Raw genomic sequence first — 15,690 nt, forward strand, 5'->3', positions numbered from 1 at the left:
AGCATAAGCTCAGTGCAGTGAGTTTTCCGTTTCCAGATGGAACGATGGCAAACGCCATTTGAAGCGCACGGCAGCCATGCGCAGCGTATAGCCGACCACCAAGGTCACGATGGTGCTGGTAACATCATTGACGCCCAGTTCCAACATCGCCAGATACAGGCCAGAGGCAACCAGTGTCACCGAGGCGTACAACTCATCGTGCAGCACCAGCGGTTGTTGACGACAGATTAAATCGCGCAGCAGGCCACCAAACACACCCGTCACCAGCGCGGAGACCATACAGATCATCGCGTGATGCCCCATCCCCATGGCGATTTTGGTGCCGATGATACTAAACACGATCAGCCCCAGCGCATCCAAACGAATAAACAATCCTTTGAGTTTAATGACCCATTTGTAGATCCCGGTGGTCAGGACACCAGCGATACACGTGATCGCCAGAAACTCCGGATTCTTAACCCAACCGAGCGGATAGTGACCCAGCAAAATATCCCTAACGGTGCCACCGCCAATCGCGGTAGCGCTGGCAACCAGCATGACTCCAAACCAATCCATTTTGCGTCGGCCTGCGCTTAATGCGCCTGTCATGGCTTCCGCGGTAATCCCGATAATATATAAAACACTCAAAAGCATCGAAAAAGACCCTATGAATCGTGTGCGCCGCAAAAGGCGCAAGTGTAGAGGGAAAGGGGGCAATTGACGAATGAGATTTTGTGCAAAGAAACCGTTTGCTGGATTACTAAAACTAATGAACCTAGTTGCAATCCTTTACCCGGGACGAAAAAATCGCGAGAATGCACCGCGTCGACGACCTTTAGCCATAATGTTATGACTCACCACTACACAGATTTAATCACCATTTTTAACGATACTTTCTTTGCCCCGTTCAACACTAAGTTAGAACTGGGGGGCGATGAGCCTATTTATCTGCCTGCCGATGAGACAGTGCCGCATCACCGTATCGTTTTCGCACGCGGGTTTTACGCTTCGGCGTTGCATGAGATTGCTCACTGGTGTGTCGCCGGACCACAGCGGCGCCTGCTGGAAGATTTTGGCTACTGGTATGAGCCGGATGGTCGCACCGAAGCGGTTCAGGCGCAGTTTGAGAAAGTGGAAGTTCGCCCGCAGGCGTATGAGTGGATTTTGTCGCTGAGTGCAGGCTTTCCTTTTACGGTCAGTTGTGACAACCTTAACGGCGATTTTGAGCCTGACCGATTGGCGTTTATGCGCAAGGTACATCAAGAAGTACTGAGTATTTTAGACGCAGGACTACCACAGCGGGTGAGCATGCTGTCGAACGCACTGCGTGCTTTCTACCACATTGCCCCACTGGCTCCAGACCAATTTATTGTGAAGTAACGAGATAAGCATGATTATTGAATTTGAAGAAAAACTCCTTGAGCTGATTGATACCCGAATTGCAACAGCATCAGACGATGAACTGTTTGCTGGTGGCTATCTGCGTGGTCATATCTCGTTATCGGCAGCGGCGTGTGAAGACGACGGCGTGCAGGACGTGGAAGAGTTGAAAAACCGCATTGAGCAGAGCCTGGAAGCGGCGCGCTCTGAACTGAATCCGGCTGATCGTGTCATTGTTTCTGATCTGTGGCGTGAACTGGCCGCTCAGGCCTGATTCGAGTCTTAAAGGTTGCCTATAAGGAGTCATTCAATTTATTTGAATGACTCCTTATAATTTTTGCGATTGTTACCTTGGTGGCGAATGTTTAATCTAACAACATCAAACGAGCACTGAGGGTTATCAGCATGAAAGTTATCGCATTTGGAGCTAGCACTAGCTCAACATCAATCAACAAAGCTTTGGCAACATATGCAGCCAATCTCATCGACGGAGCTGAAGTTCAGGTTCTGGATATCAACAATTACAACGTTCCGATGTTCAGTGAAGATCTGGAAAAAGAGATCGGTCATGCCGAAGGCGCACAGGGCTTCCTGCGCGATTTGTCTCAGGCTGATGCGTTTGTGATTTCTTTCGCCGAGCACAATGGCCACTACCCTGCGGCGTACAAAAACCTGTTTGACTGGGCAACCCGTATCGATCGCGAAGTGTTCAAGAACAAACCTGCCGTTTATCTGGCAACGTCACCAGGCCCTGGTGGTGCGCAATCTGTCTTGGCCGCAGCAGTAGGTTCAGCCCCTTTCTTTGCGGGCAACGTGAAAGCGTCAGTGTCAGTACCCAACTTCTATAACGTCTTTGATCTAGAAGCAGGTAAAATAACGGATGAAGCCGTGAATGCCGAACTGAAACAAGCGGTCGCGAAGCTGGCATAAGTGAGCCCTTCGAATTGAATATGAAAAAGCCTCGCGGTAGCGAGGCTTTTTGCTGTCTGACGGCGGTTATTTTTCGCTGATGGCTTTGCCTTTGCGCAGACGTCGTACCCACATGCGGCTTGGGTGCAGTGTCTCCATCACATCGAGAGGCAGTGGTAATGGGTCACCGCAAATGATGGAGGCCAGAACTTCGGCCAGCAATGGTGCGGAGCTCAGGCCGCGAGAGCCGAGTCCCAGCAAGCCGTACAGTTGCGGATAGTTCGCAACCGGTTCGACATCCTGTTCGTTTTGTTTTACCAGATCCTGATACTGGTTGAGGATTGCTTCCATATCACCAATACTGCCGACAAATGGCAGATGATCGCGGCTGACACAACGAATGCCCTGACGGGATTCGTTACCTGATGTGTCGACCTGAATCGGCCAAGCCTGGTCGGTGACACAATGGCTTAAACGTGCGCCATTTTCGATTTGCGCAGCGGCGTCAAATTCGCAATCGAGGTGATCACGATCGTAGCTGGCACCGATGCAATGTGTCCCGGAAGCCGGGTTGTACGGCGTCATATAGCCGTCGTAGCACAATACGGTTTTGAGTTGCTTAAGCGTATCGTTGGTCGGAATGTGGCTGACCTGACCTTTGACTTTACCCAGCGGCAGGGATTGAGTTTGTGCAAAGCCATCAAACTGATGGCCATTGGCCAAAATCACACACTGATGCGCAACCTGATGTTCGGCAAATTGTAACTGCCACAAGCGTTGCTTCGCATCCCAATTCAGCGCAGTCACGCGGTGATTGAAATGGGCGGTTAATTTTCCTTCCTCTCTCAGCTTGGCTAACAAACTTTGTGTTAACTGAGCTGGGCACAACCAGCCACCTAACGGATAATGAACGCTCTCAACCGAGACAGGCAGCCCCATCATCGCTGAAGTTTGCTTCGCGTCGAGTTTGGTCACTAACTCTGCCGAAAATTCACCGTTGAGCATTTTGTTGAGTTTGACGGCTGATTTGTCATCCCACATCAATTGGGTGACGCCGCACCAGTCATGATCAAATTGAATGTGCTGCGCCGCTTTCTCCGCGAATTGACGGGAGTAAAGAAACGCTGGAGCGAAGACGCGCGAGACGCCTTGGTGCTCTCCGTTCAGGAGCGGGTACACTGCGCCCTGACGATTGCCTGACGCGCCTTGCGCCGGTTCACTGTCTTCGCAATACAAAGTGACGTGAATGTCGCGTTCGCTGAGTGCTTTGGCCAACGCAGCACTGGCAATGCCACCACCAATAATTGCGACATCATTAACGTCAGTTAAGCTATTGAGCTTATACCAGGGTTTAATGTTACTGTCGGGCCGTTTCTCGGTCAGAGCGCCAGCAATCATTTCCCGTTTGGTGCCGAAACCTTTGACTTTTTTCATCGCAAAGCCAGCTTCGATTAAGCCGCGGCGGACGAAACCCGCCGAGGTAAAGGTGGCGCAGGTACAATCCTGTTTGGCCATTTTAGCCATGCCGTTGAACAGGTTCTGATTCCACATTTCCGGGTTTTTGCTCGGCGCAAACCCATCCAGGAACCAGGCATCAACGATACCGTGATCAGACACCGGCACTTTCGGCATGCAGTCTTTGATATCACCAAACCAGAGATCGAGAGTGACAGCTCCGTCTGCCAGCACGATGCGGTGACACTCAGGGACGGCAATCGGGTAGTACTCGTGCAGTTGTTTGGCATAGTCAGCCAGTTCCGGCCAGGACTCATGAGCTTTGATGAGATCGCTTTTGCTGAGCGGGTATTTCTCAAAACTGATGAAATGTAACGATTTCAGTGTCGCTTGCGGGTTTTGCTGTCTAAACTTGTCGAACCATTGCCATAAGGCGAGGAAGTTGAGGCCGGTTCCAAAACCTGTCTCTGCGACAACAAAACGGCGCTGGTCATATTCATGCCATCTTTGCGGGAGATGATTCTGAGTCAGAAACACATAGCGGGTCTCTTCCAACCCATTGACGTTGGAGAAATAAACATCGTCAAACTGGTCTGAAACCGGGGTGCCGACTTCGTTCCAGCCGAGCTGCGCGTGTGTAATGGATGTCATAATCGATGAATTCCATGATATCTGGCGGAAATATGGGCCGAGATTGTACGGATTTATGGGAAAGCTGACCACTTTTGTTGTTCTTCTTCGTTATCATTTAGCGAAATTTTGAATTATAGGAATGTCACATGAAACGAGTCGTAATCACCGGTATGGGTATTGTTTCAAGTATCGGTAACAACGTCGAAGAAGTTTTAGCGTCTCTAAAAGCGGGTAAATCAGGTATCAATGCCTCTGAGCAGTTCAAAGAGCAAGGCCTACGTTCTCAAGTGTGGGGCGACCTGAAGATCAATCCTGCTGAGCACATTGACCGTAAACAGATGCGTTTTATGGGTGATGCTGCGGCGTACGCATACCTATCTATGGAACAAGCTATCGCGGATGCGGGCCTGACTCCAGAGCAAGTATCAAACGATCGTACTGGTATCATCGCCGGCTCAGGCGGTGCGTCTTCTATGAACCAGGTGGTCGCGGTGGATACTCTGCGTGAGAAAGGCGTGAAGCGTGTTGGTCCTTACATGGTACCTCGTACAATGTCTTCGACCGTTTCAGCGTGTCTGGCGACTCCATTTAAAATCCGTGGTGTGAACTACTCAATCAGCTCTGCATGTGCCACTTCTGCGCACTGTATCGGTAACGCGATGGAGCTGATCCAACTGGGCAAACAAGACATCGTTTTTGCAGGCGGCGGTGAAGAGCTGGATTGGTCACTGACCATGATGTTCGACGCGATGGGCGCTCTGTCAACGAAATACAACGACATGCCACAAAAAGCGTCTCGTACTTACGATGCAGACCGCGATGGTTTCGTTATCTCTGGCGGCGGCGGTATGGTCGTGGTTGAGGAACTGGAACACGCTCTGGCTCGTGGTGCGAAAATCTACGGTGAAATCGTAGGTTACGGCGCGACATCTGACGGCTACGACATGGTTGCTCCTTCTGGTGAAGGTGCAGTGCGTTGTATGCAGATGGCAATGCAACACGTTGACGGTGTGGATTACGTGAATACGCACGGTACTTCTACTCCAGTAGGTGACGTGAAAGAGCTTGGCGCGATTCAACAAGTATTCGGCGGCAACAGCCCTGCAATCTCTGCAACTAAGGCGATGACAGGTCACGCTCTGGGTGCGGCGGGTGTACACGAAGCCATTTACTCAACTCTGATGCTGCATCACGGCTTTATTGCACCAAGCATCAACGTTGAAAACCTGGATGACGCAGCGCAAGGTCTGGATATCGTGACAGAAATGCGTGAGCAAGAGTTAACGACAGTCATGTCGAATAGCTTTGGTTTTGGTGGCACTAACGCAACGCTAGTGATCAAAAAGTACCAAGGTTAATAACCTCATACCCTTAGGTAAAAGGTTTCCAGAACTGATCAGCTTAGCTGGTCGAACAGACGCAGACTCTGTCCCATGGAGAGCGGGATAGGATCCTTTTGTTCTGGATATTGCCCGGTGGCGAGATTGCCATCGGGCATTTTTATTTCCTCTCGTTTAGCTCTCGACACCGGGAGTGCTTTTCTGCACAATGCCTTGCAAACTCGCTAACACAACAACTTGTCAATACAAATAGTGTGAACTCCGTTATGAAAATTGTGATCGACGAAAACATGCCTTATGCCGTTGAGCTGTTCAGCCAACTGGGTGAGGTGGTACTGAAACCGGGCCGAATCTTAACGGCAGACGACTTGGTGGATGTGGATGCGCTGATGATTCGTTCTGTAACCAAAGTGAACGAGGCGCTGATTAGTAAAGCCAACAAACTGAAATTCGTCGGCACTGCCACTGCAGGTATGGATCATGTTGACCAGGCGCTGCTGGAAGAGCGTGGTATTTTCTTTACTGCTGCTCCGGGCTGCAACAAAGTCGGCGTGGCGGAGTACGTGTTCAGCGTGCTGATGGTGCTTTCTCAGCAACAGGGCTTCTCGGTATTTGATAAAACCGTTGGTATCATTGGCGCCGGGCAGGTGGGGACTTACTTGTCAGAGTGCCTGACCGGGATGGGCATCAATGTGTTGCTCAACGATCCACCGAAGCAAGCGCAAGGCGACAGCCGTGAATTTACGCCGTTGGATGTCCTGTTGAGTGAGTCCGATGTGATCACGCTGCACACGCCAATCACTCGCGAAGGTGAGTGGCCAACTCATCATCTGATTGACAGTACTGTGCTGAACAATTTGCGTAGCGACCAAATTCTGATCAACGCCGCTCGTGGCCCGATTGTCGACAACGATGCGCTGAAAGCCCGTCTGCAGAAAGCTGATGGCTTCACAGCCGCTTTGGATGTGTTTGAGTTTGAACCGCAGGTGGATATGGAACTGCTGCCGCTGTTGGCGTTTGCCACTCCGCATGTTGCGGGTTATGGCCTGGAAGGCAAAGCGCGCGGAACCACCATGATTTTTAACAGCTATTGCGAATTCTTAGGAAATTCACTGTGGGCAAATCCGTCAGCATTGTTGCCGGTGGCTCCTGTGCCGGAAGTGACCCTGGACAGAGCCTGGGATGAAGCAACGCTGCTGAGTTTAACGCAACTGATTTATGATGTGCGTCGTGATGACGCTCTGTTCCGTCGCGAAATACACAAACCTGGCGCGTTTGACCAAATGCGTAAACAATATTGGGACAGACGTGAGTATAGCGCGATCACACTCGTTGGCGATGCGACCTGTAATCTGGAGCCGCTGGCGAAATTAGGTTTTAAAATTGAGGTAACGAATGAGCCAAGTATTTAATGTTGCAATCTTCGGTGCAACAGGTGCCGTCGGTGAAACGATGTTGGAAGTGCTGCAGGAGCGTAAGTTTCCTGTCGGTGAATTATACCTGCTGGCGAGTGAGCGCAGCGAAGGTAAAACTTACCGTTTCAATGGTAAAACGGTCCGTGTGCAAAACGTGGAAGAGTTTGATTGGTCACAGGCACACATCGCGCTGTTTTCAGCTGGTGGTGACTTGTCAGCACAGTGGGCGCCAATTGCCGCTGATGCGGGTGTAGTGGTGATCGACAACACGTCGCACTTCCGTTACGACTACGATATTCCTCTGGTTGTGCCTGAAGTGAACCCTGAAGCCATTGCTGAGTTCCGTAACCGCAATATCATTGCTAACCCGAATTGTTCGACCATTCAGATGTTGGTCGCATTGAAACCGATTTACGATGCGGTAGGCATTGAGCGTATCAACGTGACGACTTACCAGTCGGTATCGGGCGCAGGTAAAGCGGGTATTGATGAGCTGGCTGGCCAGACGGCGAAGCTACTTAACGGTATCCCAGCTGAGAACAAAGCCTTCAGTCAGCAAATTGCGTTTAACTGTATTCCACAAATCGATGTGTTTATGGATAACGGTTACACCAAAGAAGAGATGAAGATGGTTTGGGAAACTCAAAAAATCTTCAACGATCCTTCAATTATGGTCAACCCAACGTGTGTGCGTGTGCCAGTGTTCTTTGGTCACGCGGAAGCGCTGCATGTTGAAACCAGCTCTCCGATTGATGCCGAACAGGTGATTGAACTGCTGTCACAAACGGAAGGTGTAGAAGTGTTCCAAGGTGAAGATTTCCCGACTCAGGTTCGCGATGCTGGTGGTAAAGATCATGTAATGGTTGGCCGTATCCGTAACGACATCAGCCACCATAGCGGTATCAACATGTGGGTTGTGGCGGATAACGTTCGCAAAGGCGCTGCGACTAACGCGGTGCAGATTGCCGAAGTGTTGATTCGTGATTACTTCTAATGGCCTTCAGCCAGAATGAAAAAAACCACCGCTAGCGGTGGTTTTTTTATAGTTATTTCTTCGACTTATGAGCGTCTGGGTTGTCTTTACAACTGCCGTCCGCGCATTTGCCGTACAGGTACAAACTGTGGTTGGTCAGTTGTACGTTGTATTGTGAAGCAATCTCTTTTTGACGCTGTTCGATCAGGTCATCTGAGAATTCAATTACTTCACCACAGTCGAGGCACACCAGGTGATCATGGTGATGCTGAGTCGACAGTTCGAATACTGATTTGCCGCCTTCAAAGTGATGGCGTGTCACGATACCGGCATCATCAAATTGGTTTAGGACTCGATAAACTGTCGCAAGGCCAATCTCTTCACCGAGATCAATCAGCTTTTTGTACAGCTCTTCAGCACTAATATGTTGGCACTCAGGCTGCTGTAATACTTCTAAAATCTTTAGCCGTGGAAGGGTAACTTTAAGACCAGCATCCTTTAGCGCTTGGTTATTGTCTGACATATACTTTCCCGTTGATGATCTGCGGTAGTTAACAGAAGTCAATGTTGTCCAACATTATAGGTTAGTCACAGCGAACAATAAACCACGAAGTTCAAGGGGTTACTATTATTTTTCGTAAAGCCGCGCGATATCACTGCGATACGAGCTCTGACCAGTTACAATTGTTTAACATTAACCGGATGTTAAGTCTACGTCCTTGCTGATTGACCCAATCCATTTGAGTCGAGGCGTAGCGTAATGAGATAGAGTCTAAGGCACGGAAAGCATGAATAAAACTCTGGCAAAGCTATATAAACCAAATATTGTGAAGTGGGCGCTGAATAGCTGGCCGCCGTTCTGGGGGGCGGGGATTAAGATTGAATCCATCAGTGAAGATTTTCGTGAAGCGCGCATGCGCCTCAAGTTGCGCTGGTGGAATAAAAATGCGAACCGCTCGCAATATGGCGGCAGCATTTTCTCTCTGACTGACCCGGTTTACTCGTTGATGCTCATGGGCATTTTAGGCGAGCAATACTATGTGTGGGACAAAGAGGCCAGCATTAACTTTATCAAACCCGGCCACACCGATTTATATGCTGAGTTTCTGATTCCTCAGCAGCAGTTGGACGCGATTCTGAGCGCCACCGCTTGCGGGGATAAATGTTTCCCAGAGTTCATCATCCATGTGAAAAATGCCCATGGTGAAGTGGTGTCTGAAGTACATCGCAAGCTGTATGTGCGCAAGAAACCGAAGTTTCGTGAAGCTGACGACAGCGCAGAGGGCAGTGAACTGGTTGACTCTCAGTCGATGTCCTGAATTGCTGGAATTTATGCCGTTGGTGATTTGCGATCGCGATAGCCGCGGCACAAGCTGATCCAGGCATCTGCGGTACGCGATACGTAACGATCAGAGTGCCAGATGACGCCAAGTTGCCAGTCAATGGAAGGCGTCATTCTTTTGACAACCACACCTTCCCCCTGAATTCGATGACACAGAGGCTCGGGAAGAAACGCGACGCCGACGCCACTCTTCACCAACGCAACCAGAAAATCCCACTGACTGCTGCGCGCCGCCACCTGTGGAACGAATCCTTGCTCCTGACATAACTTGTCGATGTATTCGCTCAGAGTAAATTCATGGGTATAGATGTAAAACGGTTCTTCTTTCAGATCCTGCCAATGTACGGTTTCGATATCCCGCCAAGGTGCTGAGTCGGGAAGCACGGCGCAAATTGGGTAGCTGTCGAGCTCCAATGTGTTGAGGTTTTGCGCTGCATTGAGAGACAACATAGTCACGGCCACATCGAGGTCACCCTCTGAAACAGCTTGTTCTATTTTGCGTCCGCCATATTCGACGATCGTCATTTCGACATCTGGATAGGTCTGACGGTACTGACGGATCAGTCCTGCATACAAATGTCCCACCATGGGCGGGATCCCGAGGCGTAGATGTCCGCGCTGCAATTCATTCAGATCAACCAGCTCCGCTTCGAGCTGCGACATATGTGCCAGAATTTCTTGCGCACGTTGAAAGACGATGTCTCCGGCATCGGTCAGCCAGAAGCGGCGACCTTCACGGTGCAGCAGCGGTTGGCCTACTTCCTGTTCCAGGCTGCGAATCATCTTGCTGATGGTCGGTTGAGTGACAAACAGCTTTTCTGATGCGCGAGTAAAGCTTTGTTCATTGACCAGTTCCACAAAATAACGCAGTGCTTTGATGTCCATTGTCGATATCCGTAAGTAGGTTCATTCCATTTTGGCATGAATTTGATAATAAAAAGTCATTTTATGACGGTTTTAAGCTTGCTTATACTGTGACTAATTTCACAAAACAAGCGAAGGGCAAAAATGAAACGGGTAGGAAACAGCCTGATGACGCTGAGCCAGATTGCGGTGCTGGCGTTGATTTGGTTTATCGCAGATTTTCTGGTTAAGGAGTTTCATTTGCCGATCCCGGCTAATCTGACGGGGATGTTGTTGCTGCTGGCGTTAGTATTCACCCACGTCGTGAATGTGGATTGGTTACGTAAAGGAGCAACCTGGTTGCTGGCTGAGATGCTGTTGTTTTTCGTGCCAGCGGTGGTCGCTGTGGTGAACTATCAGGATCTGATGAAGCAAGAAGGGTTGAGAATCATGGTGGTGCTGATTTTAAGCACGATCGCGGTGATTGGTTCAACGGCCTGGGTGGTCGATAAACTCTATCGCTTCGAGCTGAAAATGGCGCGTCGTAAAAGCAACCATTTGCGGAGTATGTAGTTGATGAGTATGAATTCCTCGCTGTTAAGTGTGCTGTGTCTGCTGCTGACTTTAATGTTCTATTATGGCAGCAAGTTGCTCTATCGCCGCAAACGCACGATTTTTCTGATGCCGTTGCTGCTGGCGCCGTTGCTGCTGGTGTTGGTGGTGATGGGATTTCACATTCCGTATCAGGATTATATGGCGGAATCTCATTGGCTGTTGTGGATGCTTGGTCCGGCAACGGTGGCATTTGCAATTCCGGTGTACGACAACCGCCATTTGATTCAACGCCACTGGTTGTCACTTTTTGTTGGGGTGATGGTTTCTGTGGTCGTGGCGGTCGGCTCGACCGTATTACTCGCCCGTTGGCTGGAGCTGCCGGAACTGTTGCAGCGGAGCTTGGCCATGCGCTCGATTACGACGCCTTTTGCCGTTGAAGCGACCAAATCGATTGGTGGTCAGAGCGATCTGACGGCGCTGTTTGTGGTGCTGACTGGGGTGATTGGTATGGCGGTGGGCGAAGTCGTTCTCACCGTGCTGTCGATTCGCTCCCGCCTTGGCAAAGGCGCCAGTTTGGGGGCTTCTGCTCACGGTGCGGGAACCGCCAAAGCGTATCAGATTGGTAATTCGGAAGGGGTGGTATCGAGTGTGGTGATGATGATTGCCGGTATGGTGACCGTACTGATTGCGCCACTGATTGGCAGGATTCTCTGGTAGTCCAGAAAGCAAAACCCCCAGCCATAGCCGGGGGTTTGTCATTAATCAGTCTTCAAGTTCAGCCAGACACATCTCTTCGTAAACTTGTTTAACCCATTTGGTTACGCGCTCTTCAGTCAGTTCTGGCTGGCGGTCTTCATCGATACACAGACCCACGAAGTGGTTCTCATCAACCAGCGCTTTTGATGCTTCAAACTCGTAGCCTTCTGTTGACCAGTGACCAACCACCGTTGCACCTTTCGCTTCTACGATGTCACGTACCGTGCCCATCGCATCACAGAAGTACTCTGCATAATCTTCTTGGTCACCACAACCAAAGATAGCAACCAGCTTGGTTGAGAAGTCAATCGCTTCTAGTTCTGGGAAAAAGTCATCCCAGTCACATTGCGCTTCACCGTAATACCAAGTCGGGATACCAAGCAGCAGCAGATCGAAGTTGTCGATGTCTTCTTTGCTGCTTTTTGCGATATCTTGAACGTGAACAAGTTTTTTACCGAGTTGTTTTTGAATCATCTTTGCAATAGCTTCGGTGTTACCTGTATCGCTACCAAAAAAGATACCTACACTTGCCATAGAGTCTTTACCTTTAAATTGTAATGGGTTGGCGGGTGGTTGAACGCTCAGGCATCAGCCCAAGCCAGTCCCTTCCCAACTAAGTTGGATAATGCCTTTGGCAATAAAGCCAGCACAACCTAAAAACAGAACAAGCCATACAATACGACGGCCAAATGCCGGAACATTACCTTGTTTTAACACGTCTTTAATTGCCATCCCGATAAGGAAGAAAATAGACGCAAAAAGCAGATCAAGTCCGATGGACTCGAGCATGTTCATGTAGTCGTACAGCATGGTTATCCTTTATGCCAATTTGCTTGCGCGCACTATACCATTGTTAAACGGCAAAGTTAATGCGCGGATGAGAACCGATTTCACACTTGTTTGAAGAGAAAATCGCTCTGGTTGCTCTGTGAGGCGGGCTGCCTCACAGGATAAATTTGCGAATCGCGCGCAGCACTTCAGTCGGCTTTTCAGCATGTAACCAGTGACCCGTATTGGCAATGACATGCGCTTTGGCTTGGCTGAACTGTGCCTGCACTTGTGGCTGATGTTCGGCGGTCAGATAGTTGGAGTCGCCGCCTTTAATAAATAAGGTTGGGGTGTCACAGCGTGCGATAGGCTCCCAGCCCATAATATAGGCGTAATTGGCTTTAAGCGCGGCGACGTTAAAACGCCACACCATCACACTGTCCTGATTCATCATCGATTTACCCAAAAACTGGCGCACACCATCAATTTCAACATGTTTGGCTAAAATCGCCATGGCTTCGCTGCGTGATGAAGGCTTTTGTTCCAACACGGCTTCAAGTCCGGCAATCACATTTTCGTGGCGTCGTTCGGTGTAGGCGACTGGCGCCATATCCAGAATGACTAATTGGGCGACTTTGTCGTCGGCGATGTCAGCCAGTTTCATTGCGACTTTGCCACCCATGGAATGGCCGATGATGGTCGCTTGTTGAACGTTCAGATCGGTCAACAATTGATCCACGTCGGCGGCCATCAGTGCGTAATTATGTTCATCCGAATGAAACGACTGACCGTGATTACGCAGGTCGATACTCAGGACCTGGTGGTCGTTTTTCAGGTCGCGAGCCAGTAGCCCGAGGTTGTCCAGACTGCCAAACAGACCGTGGATCAAAACAACGGTGTGACCCTCACCTTCAAGTTTGTAATTCAGAAGTGCTGACATTTTATCTTATTAGTAATGGGTTTAACGTAGAGTCTCGGCAAAGATCTCGCTATAATCCCCCAGAGTTTAAACATTGAGATTGTGAAAAGCGAATGAAAACAATTGAGGTTGATGAAGATCTATACCGTTACATTGCAGGTCAAACCCTTCACATTGGTGAGAGCGCATCGGATATTCTGCGCCGCCTGTTGAACGTGGATGGCCAAAGCGCATCTGTTGCTCCTAAGGCATCAGCGGTGCCTAAAGGTATAGTGGTGAGTAAAGATGCTGGTCAGGAAACGAAACTGGATGGCGTAAAAGAAATGCGCTCTCTTTTGATTTCAGACGAATTTGCCGGTCTGAAAAAAGCGGTTGATCGTTTTATGCTGGTTCTTTCTACTCTTCATCGCATCGATGCTGCTGCTTTTTCTGAAGCGACGCTGGTGAAAGGCCGTAAGCGCGTTTACTTTGCTGATAACGAGCAAACCCTGCTGGCAAGTGGTCAAACGACTAAACCTAAAGCGATTCCAAATACACCGTTTTGGGTCATCACCAACAATAACACCAGCCGCAAACAGCAGATGATTGAGCAAGTCATGATTCGCATGAACTTCCCGGCAGACATTATTGAGAAAGTGACCCAATCGATTTGATTTGTACCAATCGAGCACGAAAAGTCTGATTGAAACCTCATAATATGCAAACCAAACTGCGTATTATGAGGTTTTTTATTTGTCGTTATATTTTGAAAGGATGTCTTTATGGCAATGCACCCGCGTGCAGGACAAAAAGCCCAACAGCAAGACCTGCATAATATTCCTGCACTTGTTGCAAACTACTACCTTCTTCAGCCAGACCCAAGCAATCCGAAACATAAAGTAGAGTTCGGCACTTCTGGCCATCGTGGCAGCGCAGACAAAACCACCTTCAACGAAAATCATATTCTGGCCATCGCGCAGGCGGTGGTTGAAGTGCGTGCCGCTCAAGGTACTGCCGGCCCAATCTTTGTCGGTAAAGACACTCATGCCCTGTCTGAACCGGCATTCAGCAGCGTGATTGAAGTGTTGGTCGCCAATGGCATCGAAGTGGTTGTGCAGCAAGATAATGGTTACACGCCAACGCCGGGTATTTCACATGCGATTCTGACCCACAACCTGAAACATGCTGAAAAAGCCGACGGCATCGTGATCACGCCATCACATAACCCGCCGCAAGACGGTGGCATCAAATATAACCCGACGCACGGTGGTCCGGCGGAAGGTGAACTGACTCAGGCGATTGAAAACCGCGCCAACCAACTGATTGCCGAAGGCTTGAGCGGCGTAAAACGTGTGTCGATCACCGACGCTAAAGCCTCACCGCTTTTTAAACAAGTTGATTTGGTGAAGCCTTACATTGACGATCTGGTCAATGTGGTTGATATGGCTGCGATTCAAAAAGCCAATTTGAAGCTGGGCGTGGATCCGCTCGGCGGCAGCGGTATTGATTACTGGCGTCAAATCGGTCAGGCGTACAATCTGAACCTCACTTTAGTGAGTGAAGCGATTGATCCAACCTTCCAGTTTATGTCACTGGATAAAGACGGCGTGGTGCGTATGGACTGCTCGTCGCCTTACGCGATGGCGGGCCTACTGGCGCTGAAAGATGAATACGATCTGGCATTTGGTAACGACCCGGACTATGACCGTCATGGCATCGTGACACCAAAAGGTCTGATGAACCCAAACCACTTCCTGGCGGTGTGTATCGATTATCTCTACCGTCACCGTGACGGATGGGGTAAAGATGTAGCGGTTGGTAAGACGCTGGTATCAAGCGCGATGATTGATAAAGTGGTGGCCGATCTTGGCCGTGAACTGTGCGAAGTGCCAGTGGGCTTTAAATGGTTTGTTGATGGCCTGTACAGTGGCAAATTCGGTTTTGGTGGTGAGGAGAGCGCCGGAGCATCGTTCCTGCGCAAAGATGGTACGCCTTGGTCAACGGACAAAGACGGCATCATCTTGTGTCTGCTTGCGGCGGAAATCACCGCTGTGACGGGTAAGAACCCACAACAATACTACGATGAACTGGCCGCAAAGCACGGCGAATCGCAGTACAACCGTATTCAGGCTGTCGCGAATGGCCCGCAAAAAGAGGTGCTGAAAAAGCTCTCAGCTGAGATGGTTTCTGCTCAGACTTTGGCAGGTGACCCGATTACCGCGCGTTTGACGCATGCTCCGGGTAACGGCGCTGCAATCGGTGGCCTGAAAGTGACCACGGATTACGGCTGGTTTGCAGCTCGTCCGTCTGGTACTGAAGATATCTATAAGATTTACTGCGAAAGCTTCAAAGGCGAGCAACATCTGAAACAGATCGAAGCGGAAGCGCAGGAAATCGTCAATCAGGTGTTTAAAGACGCCGGACTGTAAGTATTGTTAATGCAA

At 49.8% G+C, this 15,690-nt stretch carries 18 protein-coding genes; 11 read left to right on the top strand and 7 right to left on the bottom strand.

What is annotated here, in order from left to right; genetic code table 11:
* Positions 1 to 9: 9 nt before the first annotated feature.
* Positions 10 to 633, bottom strand: coding sequence for a trimeric intracellular cation channel family protein (locus LGV68_RS00405; RefSeq protein WP_020331189.1), 624 nt, complete (start codon positions 631 to 633; stop codon positions 10 to 12).
* Between the two features lie 195 nt (positions 634 to 828).
* Between LGV68_RS00405 and LGV68_RS00410 the strand changes: the two genes are divergently transcribed.
* The 3 genes from LGV68_RS00410 (at position 829) to LGV68_RS00420 (ending at position 2,289) form a co-directional block, all read left to right on the top strand.
* A complete protein-coding gene (locus LGV68_RS00410; protein WP_047458510.1) occupies positions 829 to 1,359 on the top strand; it encodes an elongation factor P hydroxylase in 531 nt (176 codons plus the stop codon).
* Between the two features lie 10 nt (positions 1,360 to 1,369).
* Positions 1,370 to 1,633 carry a YfcL family protein gene (locus tag LGV68_RS00415; protein ID WP_020331191.1) on the top strand — a complete coding sequence of 88 codons (264 nt, stop codon included), beginning with the start codon at positions 1,370 to 1,372 and terminating at the stop codon, positions 1,631 to 1,633.
* A gap of 131 nt (positions 1,634 to 1,764) precedes the next feature.
* Complete coding sequence (locus LGV68_RS00420) at positions 1,765 to 2,289, top strand: NADPH-dependent FMN reductase (RefSeq protein WP_020430705.1); 525 nt, start codon at positions 1,765 to 1,767, stop codon at positions 2,287 to 2,289.
* Between the two features lie 66 nt (positions 2,290 to 2,355).
* Here LGV68_RS00420 and mnmC read toward each other — a convergent pair whose 3' ends face one another.
* Positions 2,356 to 4,374, bottom strand: coding sequence for a bifunctional tRNA (5-methylaminomethyl-2-thiouridine)(34)-methyltransferase MnmD/FAD-dependent 5-carboxymethylaminomethyl-2-thiouridine(34) oxidoreductase MnmC (gene mnmC / locus LGV68_RS00425; RefSeq protein ID WP_252536030.1), 2,019 nt, complete (start codon positions 4,372 to 4,374; stop codon positions 2,356 to 2,358).
* Between the two features lie 128 nt (positions 4,375 to 4,502).
* On the opposite strand from mnmC, the gene fabB reads away from it, so the two are divergent.
* The 3 genes from fabB to LGV68_RS00440 all read left to right on the top strand — a co-directional run bounded on the left by fabB (position 4,503) and on the right by LGV68_RS00440 (position 8,105).
* Positions 4,503 to 5,714, top strand: coding sequence for a beta-ketoacyl-ACP synthase I (gene fabB, locus LGV68_RS00430; RefSeq protein ID WP_024373835.1), 1,212 nt, complete (start codon positions 4,503 to 4,505; stop codon positions 5,712 to 5,714).
* A gap of 248 nt (positions 5,715 to 5,962) precedes the next feature.
* Positions 5,963 to 7,108 carry a 4-phosphoerythronate dehydrogenase gene (locus LGV68_RS00435; RefSeq protein WP_252536031.1) on the top strand — a complete coding sequence of 382 codons (1,146 nt, stop codon included), beginning with the start codon at positions 5,963 to 5,965 and terminating at the stop codon, positions 7,106 to 7,108.
* The gene (locus tag LGV68_RS00440) at positions 7,092 to 8,105 is read left to right on the top strand and encodes an aspartate-semialdehyde dehydrogenase (RefSeq protein ID WP_020331195.1); all 1,014 of its coding nucleotides are present in this window, start codon (positions 7,092 to 7,094) and stop codon (positions 8,103 to 8,105) included. Before LGV68_RS00435 ends, LGV68_RS00440 begins: the two co-directional genes overlap by 17 nt.
* A gap of 52 nt (positions 8,106 to 8,157) precedes the next feature.
* Here the strand turns inward: LGV68_RS00440 and fcrX are convergent, their stop codons facing one another.
* The gene (gene fcrX / locus LGV68_RS00445; RefSeq protein WP_020331196.1) at positions 8,158 to 8,607 is read right to left on the bottom strand and encodes a ferric iron uptake transcriptional regulator FcrX; all 450 of its coding nucleotides are present in this window, start codon (positions 8,605 to 8,607) and stop codon (positions 8,158 to 8,160) included.
* A gap of 265 nt (positions 8,608 to 8,872) precedes the next feature.
* On the opposite strand from fcrX, the gene LGV68_RS00450 reads away from it, so the two are divergent.
* The gene (locus LGV68_RS00450) at positions 8,873 to 9,403 is read left to right on the top strand and encodes a DUF4442 domain-containing protein (protein WP_020331197.1); all 531 of its coding nucleotides are present in this window, start codon (positions 8,873 to 8,875) and stop codon (positions 9,401 to 9,403) included.
* An 11-nt stretch (positions 9,404 to 9,414) separates the two neighbouring features.
* Here the strand turns inward: LGV68_RS00450 and LGV68_RS00455 are convergent, their stop codons facing one another.
* Positions 9,415 to 10,311 carry a LysR family transcriptional regulator gene (locus LGV68_RS00455; RefSeq protein WP_020331198.1) on the bottom strand — a complete coding sequence of 299 codons (897 nt, stop codon included), beginning with the start codon at positions 10,309 to 10,311 and terminating at the stop codon, positions 9,415 to 9,417.
* 123 nt (positions 10,312 to 10,434) lie between these two features.
* Here LGV68_RS00455 and LGV68_RS00460 point away from each other — a divergent pair, with 123 nt between their 5' ends.
* Positions 10,435 to 10,842 carry a CidA/LrgA family protein gene (locus LGV68_RS00460; RefSeq protein ID WP_038128935.1) on the top strand — a complete coding sequence of 136 codons (408 nt, stop codon included), beginning with the start codon at positions 10,435 to 10,437 and terminating at the stop codon, positions 10,840 to 10,842.
* Positions 10,843 to 10,851: 9 nt separating this feature from the next.
* Positions 10,852 to 11,541 (top strand): LrgB family protein, encoded by a 690-nt coding sequence (locus tag LGV68_RS00465; protein ID WP_222780360.1) that lies wholly within the window; start codon positions 10,852 to 10,854, stop codon positions 11,539 to 11,541.
* Positions 11,542 to 11,586: 45 nt separating this feature from the next.
* Here the strand turns inward: LGV68_RS00465 and fldA are convergent, their stop codons facing one another.
* The 3 genes from fldA to LGV68_RS00480 all read right to left on the bottom strand — a co-directional run bounded on the left by fldA (position 11,587) and on the right by LGV68_RS00480 (position 13,288).
* Positions 11,587 to 12,114 carry a flavodoxin FldA gene (fldA, locus tag LGV68_RS00470; protein ID WP_032080963.1) on the bottom strand — a complete coding sequence of 176 codons (528 nt, stop codon included), beginning with the start codon at positions 12,112 to 12,114 and terminating at the stop codon, positions 11,587 to 11,589.
* A 54-nt stretch (positions 12,115 to 12,168) separates the two neighbouring features.
* Positions 12,169 to 12,390, bottom strand: coding sequence for a DUF2788 domain-containing protein (locus tag LGV68_RS00475; protein WP_020331202.1), 222 nt, complete (start codon positions 12,388 to 12,390; stop codon positions 12,169 to 12,171).
* A gap of 133 nt (positions 12,391 to 12,523) precedes the next feature.
* Positions 12,524 to 13,288, bottom strand: coding sequence for an alpha/beta fold hydrolase (locus LGV68_RS00480; protein ID WP_020430714.1), 765 nt, complete (start codon positions 13,286 to 13,288; stop codon positions 12,524 to 12,526).
* 92 nt (positions 13,289 to 13,380) lie between these two features.
* Here LGV68_RS00480 and seqA point away from each other — a divergent pair, with 92 nt between their 5' ends.
* On the top strand, positions 13,381 to 13,920 hold the full coding sequence (seqA, locus tag LGV68_RS00485; protein WP_020331205.1) for a replication initiation negative regulator SeqA: 540 nt from the start codon (positions 13,381 to 13,383) through the stop codon (positions 13,918 to 13,920).
* A gap of 108 nt (positions 13,921 to 14,028) precedes the next feature.
* Positions 14,029 to 15,675 carry a phosphoglucomutase (alpha-D-glucose-1,6-bisphosphate-dependent) gene (pgm, locus tag LGV68_RS00490; RefSeq protein ID WP_208563851.1) on the top strand — a complete coding sequence of 549 codons (1,647 nt, stop codon included), beginning with the start codon at positions 14,029 to 14,031 and terminating at the stop codon, positions 15,673 to 15,675.
* Positions 15,676 to 15,690 lie beyond the last annotated feature (15 nt).

It is taken from the genome of Vibrio sp. LQ2, from assembly GCF_023920125.1.
GTDB lineage: Bacteria > Pseudomonadota > Gammaproteobacteria > Enterobacterales > Vibrionaceae > Vibrio > Vibrio fluvialis.